Source organism: Winogradskyella vidalii (assembly GCF_013403955.1).
Classification (GTDB): domain Bacteria; phylum Bacteroidota; class Bacteroidia; order Flavobacteriales; family Flavobacteriaceae; genus Winogradskyella; species Winogradskyella vidalii.
The window spans coordinates 123,627-143,265 of the sequence record NZ_JABFDG010000003.1; the positions used below are offsets into that span (position 1 = coordinate 123,627).

12 protein-coding genes and 1 tRNA gene are annotated in these 19,639 nt (G+C 33.9%); 10 read left to right on the forward strand and 3 right to left on the reverse strand.

From position 1 onward, the window contains the following. Positions 1 to 64: 64 nt before the first annotated feature. The gene (locus tag HM982_RS09465) at positions 65 to 3,394 is read left to right on the forward strand and encodes a zinc-dependent metalloprotease (RefSeq protein ID WP_179352919.1); all 3,330 of its coding nucleotides are present in this window, start codon (positions 65 to 67) and stop codon (positions 3,392 to 3,394) included. A 53-nt stretch (positions 3,395 to 3,447) separates the two neighbouring features. On the opposite strand, the gene pth is transcribed toward HM982_RS09465, so the two are convergent. The 3 genes from pth to HM982_RS09480 all read right to left on the reverse strand — a co-directional run bounded on the left by pth (position 3,448) and on the right by HM982_RS09480 (position 5,923). Beyond that, positions 3,448 to 4,014 (reverse strand): aminoacyl-tRNA hydrolase, encoded by a 567-nt coding sequence (gene pth, locus HM982_RS09470; RefSeq protein WP_246296699.1) that lies wholly within the window; start codon positions 4,012 to 4,014, stop codon positions 3,448 to 3,450. A 153-nt stretch (positions 4,015 to 4,167) separates the two neighbouring features. Further along, the gene (locus HM982_RS09475; RefSeq protein WP_179352921.1) at positions 4,168 to 4,800 is read right to left on the reverse strand and encodes a 50S ribosomal protein L25/general stress protein Ctc; all 633 of its coding nucleotides are present in this window, start codon (positions 4,798 to 4,800) and stop codon (positions 4,168 to 4,170) included. Positions 4,801 to 4,981: 181 nt separating this feature from the next. Then, complete coding sequence (locus HM982_RS09480; protein WP_179352922.1) at positions 4,982 to 5,923, reverse strand: ribose-phosphate pyrophosphokinase; 942 nt, start codon at positions 5,921 to 5,923, stop codon at positions 4,982 to 4,984. 206 nt (positions 5,924 to 6,129) lie between these two features. On the opposite strand from HM982_RS09480, the gene HM982_RS09485 reads away from it, so the two are divergent. From HM982_RS09485 to HM982_RS09525, 9 genes are all read left to right on the forward strand, one after another. Continuing rightward, a tRNA-Leu gene (locus HM982_RS09485) sits at positions 6,130 to 6,211 on the forward strand. 564 nt (positions 6,212 to 6,775) lie between these two features. Continuing rightward, the gene (locus HM982_RS09490; protein ID WP_179352923.1) at positions 6,776 to 7,036 is read left to right on the forward strand and encodes a hypothetical protein; all 261 of its coding nucleotides are present in this window, start codon (positions 6,776 to 6,778) and stop codon (positions 7,034 to 7,036) included. Positions 7,037 to 7,047: 11 nt separating this feature from the next. After that, a complete protein-coding gene (locus HM982_RS09495; protein WP_179352924.1) occupies positions 7,048 to 9,378 on the forward strand; it encodes a chondroitinase-B domain-containing protein in 2,331 nt (776 codons plus the stop codon). Between the two features lie 132 nt (positions 9,379 to 9,510). Continuing rightward, positions 9,511 to 10,563 (forward strand): polysaccharide lyase family 7 protein, encoded by a 1,053-nt coding sequence (locus tag HM982_RS09500; RefSeq protein WP_179352925.1) that lies wholly within the window; start codon positions 9,511 to 9,513, stop codon positions 10,561 to 10,563. Positions 10,564 to 10,605: 42 nt separating this feature from the next. Further along, positions 10,606 to 12,894, forward strand: a complete 2,289-nt coding sequence (locus HM982_RS09505; protein ID WP_179352926.1) for an alginate lyase family protein — start codon at positions 10,606 to 10,608, stop codon at positions 12,892 to 12,894. 416 nt (positions 12,895 to 13,310) lie between these two features. After that, entirely contained in the window at positions 13,311 to 16,427 is a 3,117-nt protein-coding gene (locus tag HM982_RS09510) for a SusC/RagA family TonB-linked outer membrane protein (protein ID WP_179352927.1), read from the forward strand. Positions 16,428 to 16,457: 30 nt separating this feature from the next. Continuing rightward, positions 16,458 to 17,903 (forward strand): RagB/SusD family nutrient uptake outer membrane protein, encoded by a 1,446-nt coding sequence (locus tag HM982_RS09515; protein ID WP_179352928.1) that lies wholly within the window; start codon positions 16,458 to 16,460, stop codon positions 17,901 to 17,903. A gap of 27 nt (positions 17,904 to 17,930) precedes the next feature. After that, complete coding sequence (locus HM982_RS09520) at positions 17,931 to 18,827, forward strand: PKD domain-containing protein (protein ID WP_179352929.1); 897 nt, start codon at positions 17,931 to 17,933, stop codon at positions 18,825 to 18,827. A 108-nt stretch (positions 18,828 to 18,935) separates the two neighbouring features. After that, positions 18,936 to 19,637 carry a FadR/GntR family transcriptional regulator gene (locus tag HM982_RS09525; RefSeq protein ID WP_179352930.1) on the forward strand — a complete coding sequence of 234 codons (702 nt, stop codon included), beginning with the start codon at positions 18,936 to 18,938 and terminating at the stop codon, positions 19,635 to 19,637. Positions 19,638 to 19,639 lie beyond the last annotated feature (2 nt).

The following is a 19,639-nucleotide window of genomic DNA, read 5'->3' on the forward strand; positions in this document are numbered from 1 at the left end:
TGACTTATTGTTTGTAAAAAAAAACATAAATTCGAAGAATTTAAATCTTTATACAAAAAATTTTATGAAAACAAAGCTACATTTTGTTTTGGCATTATCCTTATTTTTAACGGTATTTTCAGTAACTGCCCAACAGCGTTATTGGCAGAAATTAGATAAAAACGAGGTTAATCCTAATCGTAGTAATACGGTACTTAATCAAAAGCTTAATCAAGCTTATCGTTTAGATATAGCGAATTTTAAAGCACAACTTGCTAATGCACCACTACGTTCGGCAACAACTGCGTCGTCTAATGCAAAAGTTTATCTTCCAAATTTAAAAGGTGAATTAGAACAATTCATAGTTGTTGAGGCGCCAGTATTATCTAAAAATTTAGCCTTAGAATATCCTAATATTAAAACCTATTTAGGATTTAGCACTCTAAACCCAGGAGCAAGAGCTCGATTTAGCTTAACACCACAAGGCCTACAATGTATGGTGTCTTATCCTGATGAGCCGACAAATTTCTTAGTGCCATTGCGTAAAACAGATACCACCACTTACCTATTATACAGTAGAGATTCAAACGCTGAGGTTTCTAGTGACTTTGAATGTTTAACAGAAGATGAGTTTTTAAGAGATGACGCAGCAGCATCTCCTAAACGAGATGCTAATGATCAAGTATTACGAACCTTAAGAATAGCAATTTCTACTACCGGAGAATACACTAATTATTGGAATGATGGTGATACTGAAAATGGAAATGCACAAGAAGATGCTCTAGCTCAGGTCGTATCTTCATTAAATAGAATGAATGAGATTTTTGAAGTAGATATGGCTGTGACTTTTACTTTAGTAACAGGCACAGAAATTATATTTGAGAGTGCTATTTCTGACCCGTACAGCTCGGGGAGCTTTAATTCCCAATTACAATCAGAATTAACAACCACTGTTGGAGAAGCTAATTATGATATTGGTCATTTAATTCATCGTGAAAACAATGCGAGTAATAACAACGGAAATGCAGGTTGTATTGGTTGTGTGTGTGTAGATGGTGAAAAAGGAAGTGGTTTTTCCTCTCATGCGTTTACGGACAATGATGGTGGCCCTTATGTAACCGATTTTTTTGATGTTGATTACCTATCTCATGAAATTGGTCATCAAATGGGAGCGCGGCATACGTTTTCTATGCGTAGCGAAGGTGCGGGAGTTAATGTAGAGCCTGGTAGTGGATCTACAATTATGGGTTATGCTGGTATTGAACAGTTTAATGACGTGCAAGATCACTCGGATCCTTACTTTCATTATGCGAGTATCAATCAGATTTTAAACAACTTAGAAACTCGAACGTGTTGGGTTGGAACGACAATTACAAATAGTCCGCCTGTTGCCGATGCAGGATCAGATTACACTATTCCTGTGGGAACTGCTTTTGTTTTAAAAGGAGCTGCTACAGATGCAGATACTGGTGATGTGCTAACTTACACTTGGGAGCAAATTGATGACGGCGTAACGACCTATTCAAATTTTGGTCCGACTAAAACATCTGGTGCGGTTTGGAGATCTAGACCACCAAGTACGGTTTCAGACCGTTATATGCCTATTATTGAACGTGTAATTTCTGGTGAATTAACAGAAACTAATCCTGTTGAAACCGTTGATAATTCATCTTGGGAAACCGTTTCTAATGTCGGAAGAACTTTAAATTTTGCACTGACCGTAAGAGACCGAAGTGAAGCTAATGGCGTTGGACAAACCCCTCAAAGTGACTTTGATACTATGGCAGTTACTGTAGATGCTGCTGCAGGGCCTTTTGTAGTGACTTCTCAGAGTGCGAATCAAATTTGGGACGCGGGATCTAACCAAACCGTTGCCTGGGATGTCGCCGGAACCGATGTAGGCGCAGTAAATACACCGACGGTAAATATTTTGCTTTCAACTGATGGTGGTTATACATTTCCTTATGTTTTAATGACCGCTGTTCCTAATGATGGTGAGCAATTAATTACAGTGCCATTTGTAGGTGGAGACTCAACAACTGCAAGAGTTAAAGTCGAAGGCAATAACAATATATTTTACGCCATTAATTCTACTAATTTTACCATACAAGAATCCGAGTTTGTATTAAATATAGCAGAAAACACGCTAGATATATGTGCTATAGATACAGCTGAATTTAATTTTACATACAATACATTTTTAGGGTTTTCAGATACAACAACATTTAGTACAGCTGGTTTGCCACCCGAAGTATCTGTATCCTTTTCGCCAACAACGGCAACAGCAAATGCTACTGATGTTGTAGCTACCTTATCGGGGTTAAATGGTTTAGTGCCTGGGAATTATCCGTTTGAAATTGTAGGAACATCTGGCACAATAACTAAAACAGTACCAGCTGAGATTAATATTTTCAATTCTATTTTAGATGTAGTAAACCTACAAGAACCAACAGAAGGTGCACAAGATGTGCAGGCTAATAACGCGACGTTTACTTGGACTGCAGATGTAAATGCAGAATCTTATGAGATTGATATTGCTACAGACGCTAGTTTTACTACGATAGTAGAAAACGCCTCAGTTACGGAGCCAAGCTATACAACAACAACTTTAAACACGGCATCTGATTATTTTTGGCGTGTAAGAAGTAGTAATGATTGTGGAACAAGTGCGTATTCAGAACGTAGTTTTAGCACAGCTGATATTTTTTGTGCGTCTTATGATGCCGCTGATACGCCAATAGATATTCCTGATAGTAATCCGGCAGGAATTAATTCGGTAATCACAATTCCTGAGGCTACCGGAACAATTACTGATATTAATGTTACAGTTAATATTTCTCATAACTGGACAGCAGATTTAGAGTTGAAATTAATTGCTCCAAATGGAACTGAAATTGTACTGTCTAATGGTAATGGTGCTGATGGAGACAATTATACAAATACTGTTTTTGATAGTGATGCAGTAGATTTAATTACTTCAGGAACGGCGCCGTTTACAGGGAGTTTTCAGCCCGAAGGCGATTTAACCCAACTCAACGGAAGTTTGGTAACAGGTGATTGGACTTTAAATGTGGCTGACACCTTGTTCTGGCTTTCTGGAGCATTAGAGAGTTGGTCTATAGAGATTTGTGAGCTCGTCGTACTATCTTCTAACGATTATTTGAGTTACAATGCGTTTAAAGTTTATCCAAACCCTAACGAAGGAACTTTTAATATTGTTATTGATCAACCGATTTCTAATGCTATTGATGTTGTTGTTTTTGATATTAATGGACGTCAAATTTTGAAGCAACAGTTTAGTGCTGAAGCTAATTTTAATCAACGTATAAATCTAGGCGAAGTAGCCTCTGGTGTTTATTTGATGCAAATTAAAGATGGAAATAATTTACAATACCAAAAGGTGGTTGTAAGATAACTCACTAAATAAAGAGAGAAAAAGGCCGTAAATTCTTAAAATTTACGGTCTTTTTATTTACCGTTAAATTGATTCATTGTGATATTTACTCCAGCTAATGCAAAAGATTTAATGAGTTCTGCTGAGGTTTTTAAGCGCTCTTTTAGTTGGGCGTTTTCATCTTCGTTCCATTCGCCTAAAACGTAGTCTATTTGTTTGCCTTTGCTAAATTCGTCACTAATACCAAATCTAAAACGATTGTATTTTACCGTTTGTAATTTGTCTTGGGTGTCTTTTAATCCATTGTGACCACCATCACTTCCTTTGGTTTTAAGTCGAAGAGTTCCGAAGGGTAGATTAAGATCATCGGTAACAACTAATAAGTTTTCTAAGGGGATTTTTTCTTTCTCTAACCAGTATTTTATGGCTTTGCCACTAAGATTCATAAAGGTGCTAGGCTTTAAAAGAATTAAAGTCCTGCCTTTAACTCTTAAAGTTGTAATATCACCAAGCTTTATAGTTTCAAAAGTAAGGTCATTAGTTTCTGCTAAATAATCAAGTATTTTAAATCCGATATTATGTCTGGTATTGGCGTATTTTTCTCCGATGTTTCCTAAGCCAACAATTAAGAATTTTTTCATTGTGTCTTCTTCTGTTAATGTTGTGTTGTTATTAAAACCCAACCATTTATTCAACAAATTATACATTTAGATTTTCAATTTGTGTAAAAATAAAAAAAGCATCCTATAAAAGAATGCTTTTTAAATATTTGAAAATAAGTTCAAATTTTTTATCTATGCTTGCGCATCATCTGCTTGTTCCGTTGATGGTACTTCGTCAGCATCAACATCATCATCTTCATCGTCTACAACTACAGCTAATCTACTACGTCTTACTTGACATACTACTGTGTTATCTGGATGAATAAAGCTGTAATCTTCATTTTTTAATTCAGAGATATAGAATTTACTACCAATTTTTAAAGGTGTAATATCAATTTCTATAAAATCTGGTAATTTAGAAGGAATCGCTTTTACTCTTAATTTACGGTAAGGTACTCTTAGGTTACCACCATTCATTACACCTTTAGAAGATCCTACTGTTTTTACAGGAATTTCCATTGTAATCGCTTTATCCTCATAGATTTCATAAAAATCTACGTGCATAATTCTGTCTGTTACAGGGTGAAATTGAATATCTTGCATTACTGCATTAAAAGTATCACCATTATCTAGTTTAATCACAACTGTATGCGCACTAGGTGTATATACGAGTTTTGAAAACGCTAACTCTGGTGAAGTAAAATGTACTGGATTAGCTTCTCCTCCGTATAATACGCAAGGAACCTGACCAGCATTACGTAAGGCTCTAGTTGACTTTTTGCCTACGCTTTCTCTTTGAGATCCGTCAATTGTAATTGATTTCATTTTTTTTGAAATGTTCGTTTATAAAATATTAATTCCCTCATTTTGAGGGCTGCAAATTTAGTTATAATATCTGAAAATACTAGTGTTAGAAGGTTTTTTTTACAGCACCTTTACTTTTCTATATTATAGAGGTTATTTTGTATCCTTAATTTGCTTTAAAACAATACTTAAATATATCGTTTTACAATACAAATTTATTACTTATCGATTCGTTATGATGTACATTATGCATTACCCCAGCAAATAAGTCTGCACAAGTTAAAACACGTAGTTTTTTACTTTCTTTTTTAAGTGGAATAGAGTTCGTTACAATTAACTCTTCAAGTTTAGAGTTCTCTAGTTTTTCATAAGCAGAACCCGATAAAATTGGGTGCGTACAAATTGCTCTCACACTTAGAGCGCCACGTTCCATCATAAGGTCGGCAGCTTTAGTAAGTGTGCCAGCTGTATCTACCATATCATCTACTAAAACAACATTTTTTCCTGTGACGTCTCCAATCAATTCCATATGAGAGATAATGTTGGCCTTTTCACGTTGTTTATAACAAATTACCACGTCACTTTTTAAAGCTTTAGAGTAGGCATAAGCACGTTTAGATCCTCCCATATCTGGTGAAGCAATAGTTAAGTTGTCTAGGTTTAGACTTTTTAAATAAGGTAAAAAGATAGTTGAGGCAAATAAATGGTCGACTGGTTTTTCAAAGAACCCTTGTATTTGATCAGCGTGTAAATCCATTGTAATGATACGTGTTGCTCCAGCAGCTTCGAGCATTTTTGCAACCAATTTAGCAGCGATAGGAACTCTAGGTTTGTCTTTTCTATCTTGCCTTGCCCAACCAAAATAAGGTAATACCGCAGTGATATGTCTTGCAGAAGCGCGTTTAGCAGCATCAATCATTAAGAGCATTTCCATTAAATTTTCTGGCCCAGGATGGGTAGAACCAATGATAAAAATACGAGTTCCCCTAATAGATTCTTCGTAAGAGGGCTGAAATTCACCATCACTATAAGTTGATGTAATAACTTTTCCAAGCTTAGTACCGTAGGACTTAGCAATTTGCTCCGCTAGATATTGACTTTGGGAGCAGGTAAAAATTTTGGCTTCTGTGGTTTTGTAAGGCATTTGTTATCAGTTAGTTGTTTAGTGTTCTAAAGGGTTTTTGATTGGGGTCAAATTTAGAAAATTATTTTTGCTACATAAAGTATAAAACCTACTAATTTTAATTGATAGCCAAAATTATTTTTCTATTTTTGCATTCCGAAAATTGTTTTGGCAATTTTTATTTATTCTAAAGATAAAGTTGGTAACTATAATTACCAATAAAAATCGCTCAAGTGGTGGAATTGGTAGACACGTTGGATTCAAAATCCAATGTCGCAAGACGTGCGGGTTCGATTCCCGCCTTGAGTACAGGTATAAAACCTCAATAATCTGATAAATCAGTTATTGAGGTTTTTTTATTATTACCTTACTTTTAGTTGAGCTATTTAAGTATTGTTTGCTGTCTAGATGCTGGTCTTTTATGTAATCATCATTTTCTCCTCTTTATAAGGACTCTCTATTTCTGCTGCCGTCTTATAGAAATTTTCACTGTAATTATTAATTCTTATTCAAGGTTTATATCATGAAGCTTATTTTAGTTGCTCTTTATCGGAATTTAATACACTCAAAAAGTATTGTCTTGGAAGTATGTTAATGGTTTTGTGTTTTTACAATTAAGACAACTAAAAATTTATCAATTTATAAAGGCATTTAACTCTATTATCTCTTGTTTTTATTGACTTTCTTAAATAATAACTTATTTATAAAACCTATATTTGTTTAGGTAATTACCCTTATTATATACATAATTAACACATTTCCTTTTTTTGTTCAGAAAAATAATCTTATTTTTGGTTAACCAATCTGGTTAACCAATTAAATAGAGTCATGAATAAGAGGTGTTTAAGTGTAAATAGTGTAATTGCATTGCTGATGTCAGCTCTATTTTTTGCAGACGCTAACACCGCTGCGAATTTTAAGCTTCCGGATTGGAAGTTAATCCTTCCTATATATAAAGTGAATAAGGGGAGTGTTGATGAACTTGAATTACAATTCAATGTCAAAGCCCCATTAGTTTATAATGATGGAAAATCAGATGCAGTACCTTCTGAAAATTATGCAAAGGCAGATAATTATTTTGCATTAACAGACCTATTCTACAAATTTAAAATCACAACACTGAGTTATACCTAAAATAAAACTAAATGAAAAACTATCTATTAATTTTTGGATTATTGTTAACGCTTTTTTCCTGTAATGAAAAAACAAAAATAGAATCTAACGTACTTGTTTCTTCTGCAGAAGAATTATACAAAGCTATTGAAAGTGCACAGCCAGGCGATGAAATTGTTTTAGCAAATGGTGTTTATAGAGATGTTGAGATAAAATTTAGAGGTCAAGGTACTAAAGATAACCCTATAACTTTAAGAGCAGAAACTGCTGGAGAAGTGAGCATAGAAGGACAGTCGTATTTAAAGTTTGGAGGCGAATACTTAATTGTAGAAGGTCTACATTTTAAAAACGGATTTTCACCATCTAGTGCAGTTATCGATTTTAAAATAAGTCAGAAAGACGCTCCAGATGAGATTTCTAATAATTGTAAGGTGACTAATTGTGTTATTGAAGATTTTAACAAGCCAAAACGAGATAACAGCGATTTATGGGTGAATTTCTGGGGGAGACATAATGAGTTGAGTAACAGTTATATTGCCGGGAAAACAAATAGGGGACCTACAGTTAGAGTTAATATTGAAGGTATTGAAAGTATTAATAATTACCATCAAATTGTTAATAATCATTTTGGACCTAGACCTGTAAAAGGCGGGCCAAGTGGCGAAACAATTCAGTTAGGAAACAGTTATACTTCAATGTCGCCTAGTCATACCATGGTTGCTAATAATTTATTTGAAGAATGTAACGGTGAGGTAGAAGTCATATCAAGTAAAACAAACTTTAACGAGTTTAGAAATAATGTGTTTTATATGAGTGAAGGTTCTTTAGTCGCACGTCATGGTAATTATTGTATTATCGATGGGAACTACTTTATTGGAGATGGTATCAATGAAAATATTGGTGGTGTTAGAATTGTAAATACAGGACATTGGGTAACTAACAATTACTTTTATAATCTAAAGGGCGAAAGTTTTAGAAGTCCATTAGCGGTAATGAACGGTATTCCTAAATCACCATTAAACCGTTACAACCAGGTTACAGATCTTGTAGTAGCCTATAATACTTATGTTAATTGTAGTTCGCCTTGGCAATTTGGCGTGGGAACAAACATAGCACAAGCCGATGTGTTACCTAAATCTGAAATTCGTTCGGCAAGAGCAATTAGATCTACAGTCGCTAACAATATTATTTACAACGAAGAAGGATTAAATGCGATTGTTGTAGAAAACGATAAGGCAGATGGTGTGTTATTCAAAAATAATGTTGTGGATAATCAAGGCGTAGCATTTAATAATTTTGAAGGCGGAATTATTGCAGCATCCCTAGAGTTAAAAGAAGTATCCGATAATGTTTTACTTCCAACAGGAATTCCTTCTGAAGTAGAAGCTTACGAAGGTTTCGATTTTAACACCATAGAAAAAGATTTATTTGGTAACTCTAGAAAAGATAATAAAAGTATTGGTGCAGCTGTAAATACAGATGTTAGCAATCCTAATATATTAGATAAATCTAAATATGGTACCACTTGGTATTCAAATGAAATAGAAGCTAAAGATGCGGTAACTCACACAGTAACTAAAGCAGAAGAATTACAGACAAAAATAAATGAAGCTGCTAATGGTGATATTATAGCTTTAGCAGAAGGAGTCTATGATATAAGTAGTTCTATAATTATAAACAAATCCATTACGGTCCAATCTTCAGGAGATGTAAAAGCACAATTGGTTTACTCAGGAACGGCTCAAACGCCATTGTTTTCTTTAGAATCTAAAGGAAAGCTAATTGTAGATAATGTCGTCTTAAAAGGAAGTTCGTCGAGCTATGCCTTTGCAAGCTTAAAAGAAAACATGTCTAATCATTTTGGGTTGAAGGTTTCAAATTCTGAAATCAGTGATTTTAATTATGTTCTAAAAGTATATAAAGAATCCTTTGCGGAGCGTATTACTTTTGAAAACACAGCCATTTCTAACTGCGAAAACGGAATAGAATTATCTGGAGAAATAGATGATAAAGGGGATTACAATACCGAATACTTAACCATTAACAACTGTAACTTTGATAATGTTAAGGAAAATGTGATTGATTATCACAGAGGTGGTTATGATGAGTCTACAATTGGTGGTAACCTTTTGGTAGCTAATAGCACGTTTACCAATTGTGGTGCAAAAGAAAAGAACAAAACGTTATTGAATCATAGAGGTATTGTGAATGTAAATATTACCAATAATACCTTTAAAAATAATCAAGTTGAATTTGTATCTGTGTTATGGGGCGCAAAAAATAATGTGGAATCTGAAAATACAGTAGTTAATTCAGGACAAATAAAAACTGAAGAAAATTTAAAAATGAAATTAATGTATTAATAAACTTCTGAGTGTTAGTCTGAGCGTAGTCGAAAGTATTGGGTTAGTCTTTTAATAATATTTCAGCTACGCTTTTTTTTAATGTTTTGGTATAGGAAGACAACATAAAATCTCAGATAAATTACTGCTTCAATGAAAAACTCACTATTAATTATATTTATATTTTTAACCGTAGTTGCTTGTAAAAATACAGCTAAAACAACTGTGAATACTTCTACAGATACTACCATTAAAACTCAAGATTCCATTGTTTATCCTAGCGATGTAATAGCGGAAATGGATAAATGGAATATTCTCTTAGGTAATGGTGAGCATGTTAAAGAACTCGTTAATTATCAAGACAAAGATTTTTTCTATACGCTAAATGATGGTACAACGGATTGGGTAGTTTTTAAAACGCCTAATTCTGGGGTGACTTCTCCAAACTCTGGTAATACAAGAACAGAATTAAGACAAAAAAAAGAATGGACAGCAGAAGCTGGAGGAAAACTATCAGGAACTTTAAAAGTTCAGCATGTATCTACTTCAGGTGATGCAAGAGTTGCGGCATCTTATGCAACTGTGGTAGGGCAAATTCATGGTCACGTTGGTCATAAAAATGAACCATTAAAAATATTTTATAAAAAATATCCAGGTCACACTAAAGGTTCTGTTTTTTGGAACTATGAAATAAATCCAGAAGGCGATAATTCAGGACGATGGGATTTTTCTACAGCGGTTTGGGGTTATGATTTTTCCCATGTGGGCTCAGCCCCAGATTCTTATCCAGCAGAACCAAAAGATGGTATTGCTTTAGGTGAAGAATTTAGCTATGAGGTAAAAGTTGAAAATGGGATTATGCATTTGACATTCATTAGTGAAGGGCATAAAACTAAAACATTTACAAAAAGTTTAATAGCATCAGATTTCACAAATCAATCCGATATTCCAGAGCAAATAAAAACACTCTACGCAACATTAGGTCGCGATGGTGTAGAGCGCGAAAATGCTTATGCTGATGAGTTGCAGTATTTTAAGTTGGGTGCTTATAATCAGGTTAATGGTAAAAATCCAGAAGACAATATTGTTTGGAGCACTGGCGCAGAAACATTTAACGGAGACATTTCAAAACAATATGAAAACGGAAGTTATACCGAAGTTTGGTTTAAAGAAATTTCCGTAGAAGCACATACAATAGCATTTTAATTTAAGACCAATTAAAAACCATACCACTACTAAAAACTACCTATGAAGGCAACAAATAACATATTACTAAAACTAACGCTAGTAGCACTTATATTTACAATAGTATCTTGCAATAAAGAAAGTAATACCGTGTCAGAAAACCATACGCAGCAAAATGGGAGTCATCCCAATTTAATCTTAACTCAAGAGAGTGTATCTAATATAAAGTCAGAATTAGGAAATGTTCCTGTTTTTGATGCAACTTTAGCTACAACAAAAGAAGCTGTAGATTTAGCAATAGAAGCTGGTATAGATGTGCCAATTCCTAAAGATATGGCTGGTGGTTATACCCATACGCAGCATGCTGCTAATTATGTAAATATGCAAAAAGCGGGTGTTTTATTTCAACTTTTAGGAGATGAAAAATATGCTATTTTTATAAGAGATATGTTGTTAGAATATGCCGAAATGTATCCGACTTTAGGTCGCCATCCGCAAGAGCGTTCTTATGCTAGGGGTAAATTTTTCTGGCAATGTCTTAATGATTCTAATTGGTTAGTGTATACAAGTCAGGCGTATGATTGTATTTATGATTGGTTGCCAGAAGAACAACGCGAGCATTTAAACACAAACTTTTTTAGGCCTTATGCAGATTTTCTATCTGTAGAAACACCAAAGTATTTTAACCGTATCCATAACCATAGCACATGGGGAAATGTATCTGTAGGTATGATTGGTTTAGTTATGGATGATGAAGAACTTGTGGATCGCGCGTTATACGGACTTAAAGATATTGATATCGACAAAAAAGCGATAGATAATGACGGTGGTTATATTTTTGATGAAGATGGTAAGGCGGGATTTTTAGCCAATTTAGAAAGCCCTTTTTCTCCAGACGGATTCTACACCGAAGGGCCGTATTATCAACGTTACGCAATGTATCCGTTTATGATTTTTGCTGAAGCGCTTCAAAACAAAAAACCAGAATTAAATATTTTTGAATATAAAGAGGGTGTGCTATTGAAAGCCGTTGATGCCCTTTTAAATTTAACCGATGCAAATGGTGATTTTTTTCCGCTGAATGATGGCCAAAAAGGCATGTCTTATTTTACATCATCTTTGGTGTCTGTTGTTGATATTGCTTATTATCATGGTAGCCAAAAACCCGAATTGTTATCGGTAGCTAAAGACCAAAACGCAGTGCAATTAAATGCCTCAGGTTTTGCAGTGGCTGTAGGCTTGCGCGATGGTAAAGAACAACCATTTATTAAGGAGTCTATGGAATTAAGTGATGGTGCAAATGGTGATGAAGGTGCTGTTGGTATCTTAAGATATAACGATGACAATAATACCATGGGTCTGGTTATGAAATATACCGGACAAGGCTTAAGTCATGGACATTATGATAAATTATCATTTTCACTCTATGAAAATGGCGAAGAAATTTTGCAAGATTATGGTTTGTCACGATTTGTAAATGTAGAACAGAAAAATGGTGGTGGTTATTTAAAAGAAAATAAAACTTTTGCAAAACACACTATAGCGCATAATACAGTGACTCAAAATGGAATCTCTCATTTTGATTATGATTTTGAAACAGGAAGTAATAATCACTCCGAAAAATTCCTGTTTGATGCATCAAACTCAGAGGTTCAAATTATGAGTGCAACTGAAACTAATGCTTACCCAGGTACTAAGTTTCACCGTACTATGGTGATGGTTAAAGGAACCGAATTTGAAAAACCATATATAATCGATGTTTTTAAAGTGAATTCGGAAACTGAAAACCAATATGATTTGCCGTATTACTACTTTGGACAAATAATTTCAACAAGTTTCGATTATAACTCTGAAAAAACATTAGCACCACTGAGTGATAAAAATGGCTATCAACATTTGTGGAAAGAGGCGCAAGGAAAAGCGGATGCTTCCAGTATTCAATTTACATGGTTAAATGAAAAGAAGTTTTATAGCCTTACCGCTGCAACCTCTAATGAAGATGCTATTATTTTAGCTAGAATTGGAGCAAATGATCCAGAATTTAACTTGCGTAGAGACCCAACAATAATCTTGAGAAAAAATGATACTAAAGCAACAGTTTTTGCTTCAGTTATTGAATCTCATGGTAATTATGATTCTGTAGCTGAAAAAGCTAATAATGCCTACAGTCATTTTGAATCTGTAAAAGTTTTATTAGCGAATGAAGCCTATACAGCTATAGAATTAAAAATGAAAACAGGCGCAACTAAGCTGCTTATACTTTCAAATAATGATGCCTCAAAAGAAGCCTCACATACTTTAGATATTGATGATGCTAACTATCAATGGACTGGTGCTTATTATTTTAAATAAAATATAATTCTAAGTAATAAAAGGGTTTTACTGCCCAGGTATTCTTTTGAAGATTGTAAAAAATATCACATCGTTTTACAATCTTCAAGGTGAAAAATGGGTGAGAATTAGGCTGTTTTATTTTCTGCTTTGGCCTATAAAATTATAAGATTTTTATAGTATAACAACCTGTAATTTATGGCGAAAGCCAACCATAGGTGTTAAATATTAGATTTTAACACAGAATGTTTTACGAAATCATTGTAGTTAGCAAAATTATACATATATTTGGTTAACCAATCTGGTTAACCAATTTTTCAACCTAATTTAAAATAGAAAACAACAATTTTATCAATCAACAAATTTGGGCAGCTGAGGTTAAGGTAACTAAAGTTGCAGAACAAACTAACTTTTTAACAACAACTAACTATCTCATTATGAAATTAAAAATTAGATCAACCTTAATTGTTTTTGTTTTAATGTGCTTTTCGTTAAGTGCACAAGAAGCGATGAACATTAAAGGTCAAGTGGTTTCTACAACTGATGGTATGCCGGTTCCTGGTGTAAATATTATAATTGTAAATACTACTAAGGGAACAACTACAGATTTTGATGGAAATTACCAAATTCAAGCTAAAAAAGGGGATGTTATTCAATATTCCTATCTTGGTTTTGCAACACAAAACATCACCGTTGGTGATGAAACTACCATTAACGTAGAATTAGCAGAAGATGCTAGTATACTAGATGAAATTGTAGTTATAGGTTATGGTACGCAAAAGAAAAGTCATACAACAGGTTCTATTTCAAAGGTCGTAAATGACGATTTAGGTCAAATTGCTGCTTCTAGGGTAGATGATGCTTTAGTAGGGCAAGTCTCTGGTGTAAATATACAATCAACAGATGGAGAAGCAGGTGCTGCACCAACAATTACAATTCGTGGTGTAGGTTCAATGGCAGGTGATTCTACGCCTTTAATTGTTGTAGATGGTGTTATTGTTGATTCAGACTTTTTAGGATCTTTAAATATGAATGATGTTGAGTCTTTTGAAATCCTTAAAGATGCCGCTTCGGCAGCAATTTACGGGTCAAAAGGTTCAAATGGTATTATTATGATTACCATGAAATCTGGTATTGAGGGAGAAACTAGAATTAGTTATAGCACTTATACGGGTTTTAAAGAAGCTAGAAAAAGTGATGCTTACGGATTTACAACACAAGATTGGGCCAATATGCAGATGGAAGAAAATGGAGAGCTTTCTATTTTTACACAAGCACAATTACAAACAGGTACTGACCGTGCTTGGCAAGATGTGTTTTTTGATGGGGGAACGATTACAAGTCATTCACTTTCATTTAGTGGTGGAAATAAAAGCACAAAATACAACGCTAGTTTAAATTATTCTGATGATGAAGGCGTATTGTTAGGTGATAATTTCACCAAATATGGTGCAAGAATAAAAGTAAGTAACAAGGTGAATGATCGCTTTTCTATGTCGTTTAACCTTAGTCCTTCTTATACTGTAAGAGATCGATTTGCAGAATCTGTTCATAACGTAGCAAGACATCAGCCATGGTTACCAATATACCACGATGAAACCACCTTGCAAATGACAGATCCTAGTTTTGGACTCCAAGTAGGTGATTATGCAAGACAAGATCATTTTACCATATTCGATTTTAATGGTGATGGCGTATTTGATGAAGAGCTTTATAATGTTGGTAACAGTACTAACCAAAACCCTTATGGTAGAGCTACGGAGCGTAACAGAATGGATAAAAAATTCAAGTTATTTGGTAGTGTAAACGCTAAATATAAAATAGCAAGTGGCTTAAACTTTACAAGTACGCTATCTGGATCTATGCAAGACACCAAAAGAACAGATTATCTTGGTACTAAAGCGCGTAAAATTTCTACTAATGCTTATATGATTGAAACCAATCAAAAAGAACAATACTACATTTTCGATAATTTCTTAAATTACGATAAAAGTTTTGGAAAGCATGAGTTTGGTGTTACAGTAGGTAATTCAATTGAAACTAGAGATTATTTTTTCTCAACCATTAAAGGTATCGGTTATGAAAATGATAATGTGCAACAAATCTCAGGAGCAACAACAATTGTTGGCGATGAAACATTTGCATACGAATGGCAGAAACGAGGTATTTCATTTGTATCAAGATTAAATTATGCTTTCGATGATAAGTATTTATTATCTTTTAGTTTACGTCGTGATGGTAGTTCTGTATTTGGTGCCGATTATAAATATGGTACTTTCTTAGCAGCTTCAGGGGGATGGAACCTTGCTAAAGAAAACTTCTTAAAAGATAGTCGAGTGATTTCTTCACTTAAATTAAGAGCGAGTTACGGTGTTACTGGTAATGACCGTTTAAATACAGGTAGTGTAAATCCTGATGCTCAAGGTAGTACTTCAACATTAAGTTCAGATGATGTTTTAATTGATTATTACCCATACTTATCTTTAATAAATTTAACACCTTACATCGTAGACGGTAGTATCACAACAGGTAATTCACCTTTAAATATTGCAAATTCAGAATTAAAATGGGAGCGATTAATTGAAATTAATCCAGGTATAGATTTTGGATTCTTAAATAATAAAATTACGGGGTCTGTAGATTGGTACCAAAGAACAAGTGACCAACTATTATTAAACAACCCAGTGTCTGTTACTACAGGTTTTGATACCGCACTTGTTAATTTAGGTGAGGTTAAAAACGAAGGTTTTGAATTTGAAATAAGAACAAGAAATATTAATAAAAGAAACTTCTCTTGGCAATCTACTGTTATAGCTACAACAAACGAGAATACTTTAGTTGATTTTGCAGATTCAGATGGGCAAATTACAAGTATTGATCCATCAAGACCAGCAGAATGGATTAACCAAGAAGGGCAACCTATTTCTTCTTTCTATGGTTATGTTGTAGAATCAGAAGTGCCTGTTGAATATAGAGACAGACCTTACAGACACGTTGGTGCAGAATTTGGTCTAGTAAAGGTTAAAGATTTAAATGGAGATGGTGTTTTAGATGCTGAAGATAAAACCATCTTAGGTAACCCATACCCAGAATTAATTTGGAGTTTTACTAACGATTTTAATATCGGAGATTTTGATTTCTCATTTATGTTCCAAGGTTCTCATGGTGCTGAAGTTCGTAATATTGGTGACCACTATTTATTTAGTCACAATAACAACAGATCTTTAAACCCAGAAACTTTACCTGATACCTATAACACAGACTTTTTAGTTGATAAATATTTTACTAATAGTGTGATACAAGATGCATCATATATCGCTTTAAGAAACGTAAATATTGGTTACAATTTTCCTGAAGATTTATTAGATCATTTAGGCGTGTCAAAATTAAGATTATACGCATCAGGTCAAAACTTAATGTATATAACTGCTGATAATTACACCGGTTGGAATCCCGAAGCGTTAGACAAAACAAGTCCAACACAATACGGATACCAAAGAGGTGGATCACCAATATACAGAACGATATCTTTTGGAGTAGATGTTGATTTTTAATAAAAATTTTAATTACTTAATACACATATTATGAAATTTAAAAAATATATAACGATTCTCTTAGTAGGGATATTAGTTACATCGTGTAGCGATTTTCTAGAGCCATCACCTAGTTCTGCAACAGGAACTGAAGAGTATTATACAACTATAGAAGAATTAGAAACAGCATTAATAGGTGCTTATGATGCTATGCAAGGGGTTAGCTCTTATGATAAAGATGCTAATCATGGCGTGCAATATGAATATTACATTACAGAAATGCGAAGTGGAAACACGGCAACTAAAATTGCTGATCCAGATGATTTCTCTGATGCGGGACAATTTGAATCATTCGATGTGCTCCCAACCAATGGTTTTGTAGCCAACTATTACGCCAGTTTTTATCGTGTTATTTTTAGAGCCAATGTGGTTTTAGAAAACTTAGGAAACGTTAGTGAAGATACCTCAGCATTAGAAGCAGAAGCAAAATTTATTAGAGGTTATGCTTATTTTAATTTAGTGAGACTGTTTGGTGATATTCCTTTAGTAGATCACGTATTATTACCATCAGAAACCACAACTCAATTTACTAGAGTAGATAAAAATATTATTTATGATTTAATTATTAGCGATTTAGAAACCGCTGTTGCCGGATTAGATAATTCTTATAAGACTAGAGCGTCTAAAGCAGCAGCTCAAGGCTTGTTAGCAAAGGCTTACCTTACCATAGATGAGCCTCAGTATCTTCAAGCTCAGTTATTATGTGAAGATATAATTAATAGTGGTGAATTTAGTTTGGTAGATTTTTATGATGTATTCTATACAGAAGGAAATTCTGAAGTTATCTATGCCATAGGTTATGAAAGCCTTAATGAAAGTCAAAAATTTTCAGCACAATTTATGAATTCAGTAGGGCGATCAAGTGGTTTAAACTACGCAACATATGACTTAGTTAATGATTTGAATGAGTTTGGTGGTGAAATTAGAGCTGAGAATTCTTTTAGACAGGATCCTAACCATTTAACATCAATTAGATACCAATGTGCTAAATATTTCCCTGATGGTGACGACGGCGGGACATCTAACCCACATATTTTTGAAACTAGCCCTAATCCAGAATTAGCAGGTAATGATTGGATTGTGTTGCGTTATGCAGATATATTATTATTACATGTAGAAGCCATAATGGCAGGAGGAAATCAAACAAGTTCTGCTGCAGCACTAGCTTCTTTTCAAGAGGTTAGAAATAGAGCCGGTTTAACAGATCCTGTTACCGAGATTACTTTAGATGATTTGGTTATGGAAAGACGTGTAGAATTAGCTTTTGAAAACCACAGATTATTTGATATAATTCGTTTAGGTGTTGCAGAATCTATTCTTACAGAATATGCAGAAGCAAACGGATTTGGATTTACATCTACAGATTTATTATTACCAATGCCACAAAATGAAGTGAATCTAAGTAAAGGTATTATGAATCAAAATCCTGGCTATTAGGAATTATTAATTTAAAACATTTTAAAAATGAAAAATATTAGAAAATTAAGAATTTATGTTTCACAAAAACTAATGGCAACCTTGCTATTAGTAGCGTGTGTAACTATAGTTTCTTGTGATCCTTCAATAGAAGCATTAGAGTTTGAATTACCAGAAGCTAATTCACAAGAAGATTTAACACCACCATCAGCTGAATTTTTAGCGTCAGTAGGAGGTGATTATTTAACCTATACGTTTTCGAACCTGTCAATTAGTGCAACATCATATTTATGGGATTATGGTGATGGTAATACATCTACTGATGTTGATGGAGAAAATACATTTCCAGACGAAGGTACTTATACTGTAACGCTAACTGCAACAGATAATTTAGGCGTTTCAAGTTCGTATTCAGAAGAAGTTGTTGTTGAGGAGCCTGAGGTGCTTCCGACATTAATACCAGAAATTTTAGAAGCAGGTTTTGATAATGGTGATTCAGGTGATATTCCTACCGAGATTGATAGTAGAGATCCATGGAGAAACGATTTTGGTGGTGTCATTCAAATAACATCATCAAATGGTTATTACGAAGGATCCTATGGCGCAAAATTACCGACTGCAGGCGATCGTGCTGGTTACCAAGTAATAGGTGAGTTTACACCGAATAAAAATTACCTTTTAAATTTTAAATACGCTTTCAGAGACCAAGTAGGAGATGATGGTAAACTTTATGTTGCTATGGTACGGCCAATGGATTCAATTGAAGAATTTGAAGACAATACAGTTGAGATAGTAACTTACACTGAATCTATAGCGGGAGATGGCGCGCTGCTTACAGGCTCATTATTATTTAATTCTGGTGGAAATACATCTTTAGCGATATACTTTTTTAATGAATTAGATGAAGCCTATATCGATTCTTTTGAAATTACTGCTTTAGATTAATTTGATGGATATTATTTCTTATTACAAAGATTTAAGTTGAAAATATAGAAATAAAAATAACTGCCTTATTTTTGGACGAAAAATTGATACTATTATACACATTTTTATATGAAGTTAGATACACCAGCTAAATCGGATAATTTAAAAGTTCAAGATGAGGTTATCTCCAAAATAGGAGAATTAATCACGATGAAAAACCTTGAACCTGGAGATAAATTACCATCCGAACGAATGTTATCCGATAAGTTCAACGTATCGCGAGGCGTAATAAGAGATGCAATTCAGAGATTAGAACTCTATGGTTTATTAATATCAAGACCACAAAGTGGAACTTTTGTTGCTAATATTGGTGTGATAGCCATGAACGGAATGATTGAAGATATTTTACGACTAGAAGAGCAAGATTTTAAAGGTTTAGTAGAAACAAGAATTCTTTTGGAGCTAAAAACAGTACGACTAGCTTCAATGCGACGTACAAAAGAAGATTTGAATAATTTGAAATCGACCTTAATGGCTTATGCAAAAAAAGTCACCAATGGTGAAAATGCAGTTCAAGAAGATCTTCTATTTCATCTTGCTATCGCCAAAGCAAGTAGAAATGCTACCATTAACACATTTATGTTAATGATAACTCCCGAAATTATTACAAATTTTGATAAGTATCATGTTTGTGATAAAGGTTTAGCGCTACGCGGTATAGATGAGCATGAGGCTATATATAAAGCTATAGAGCAACAAAATCCACAATTGGCAAAACAAAAAATGAAAGATCACTTTAGTGAGTTGTATCAATATTGTTATAATATTTAATT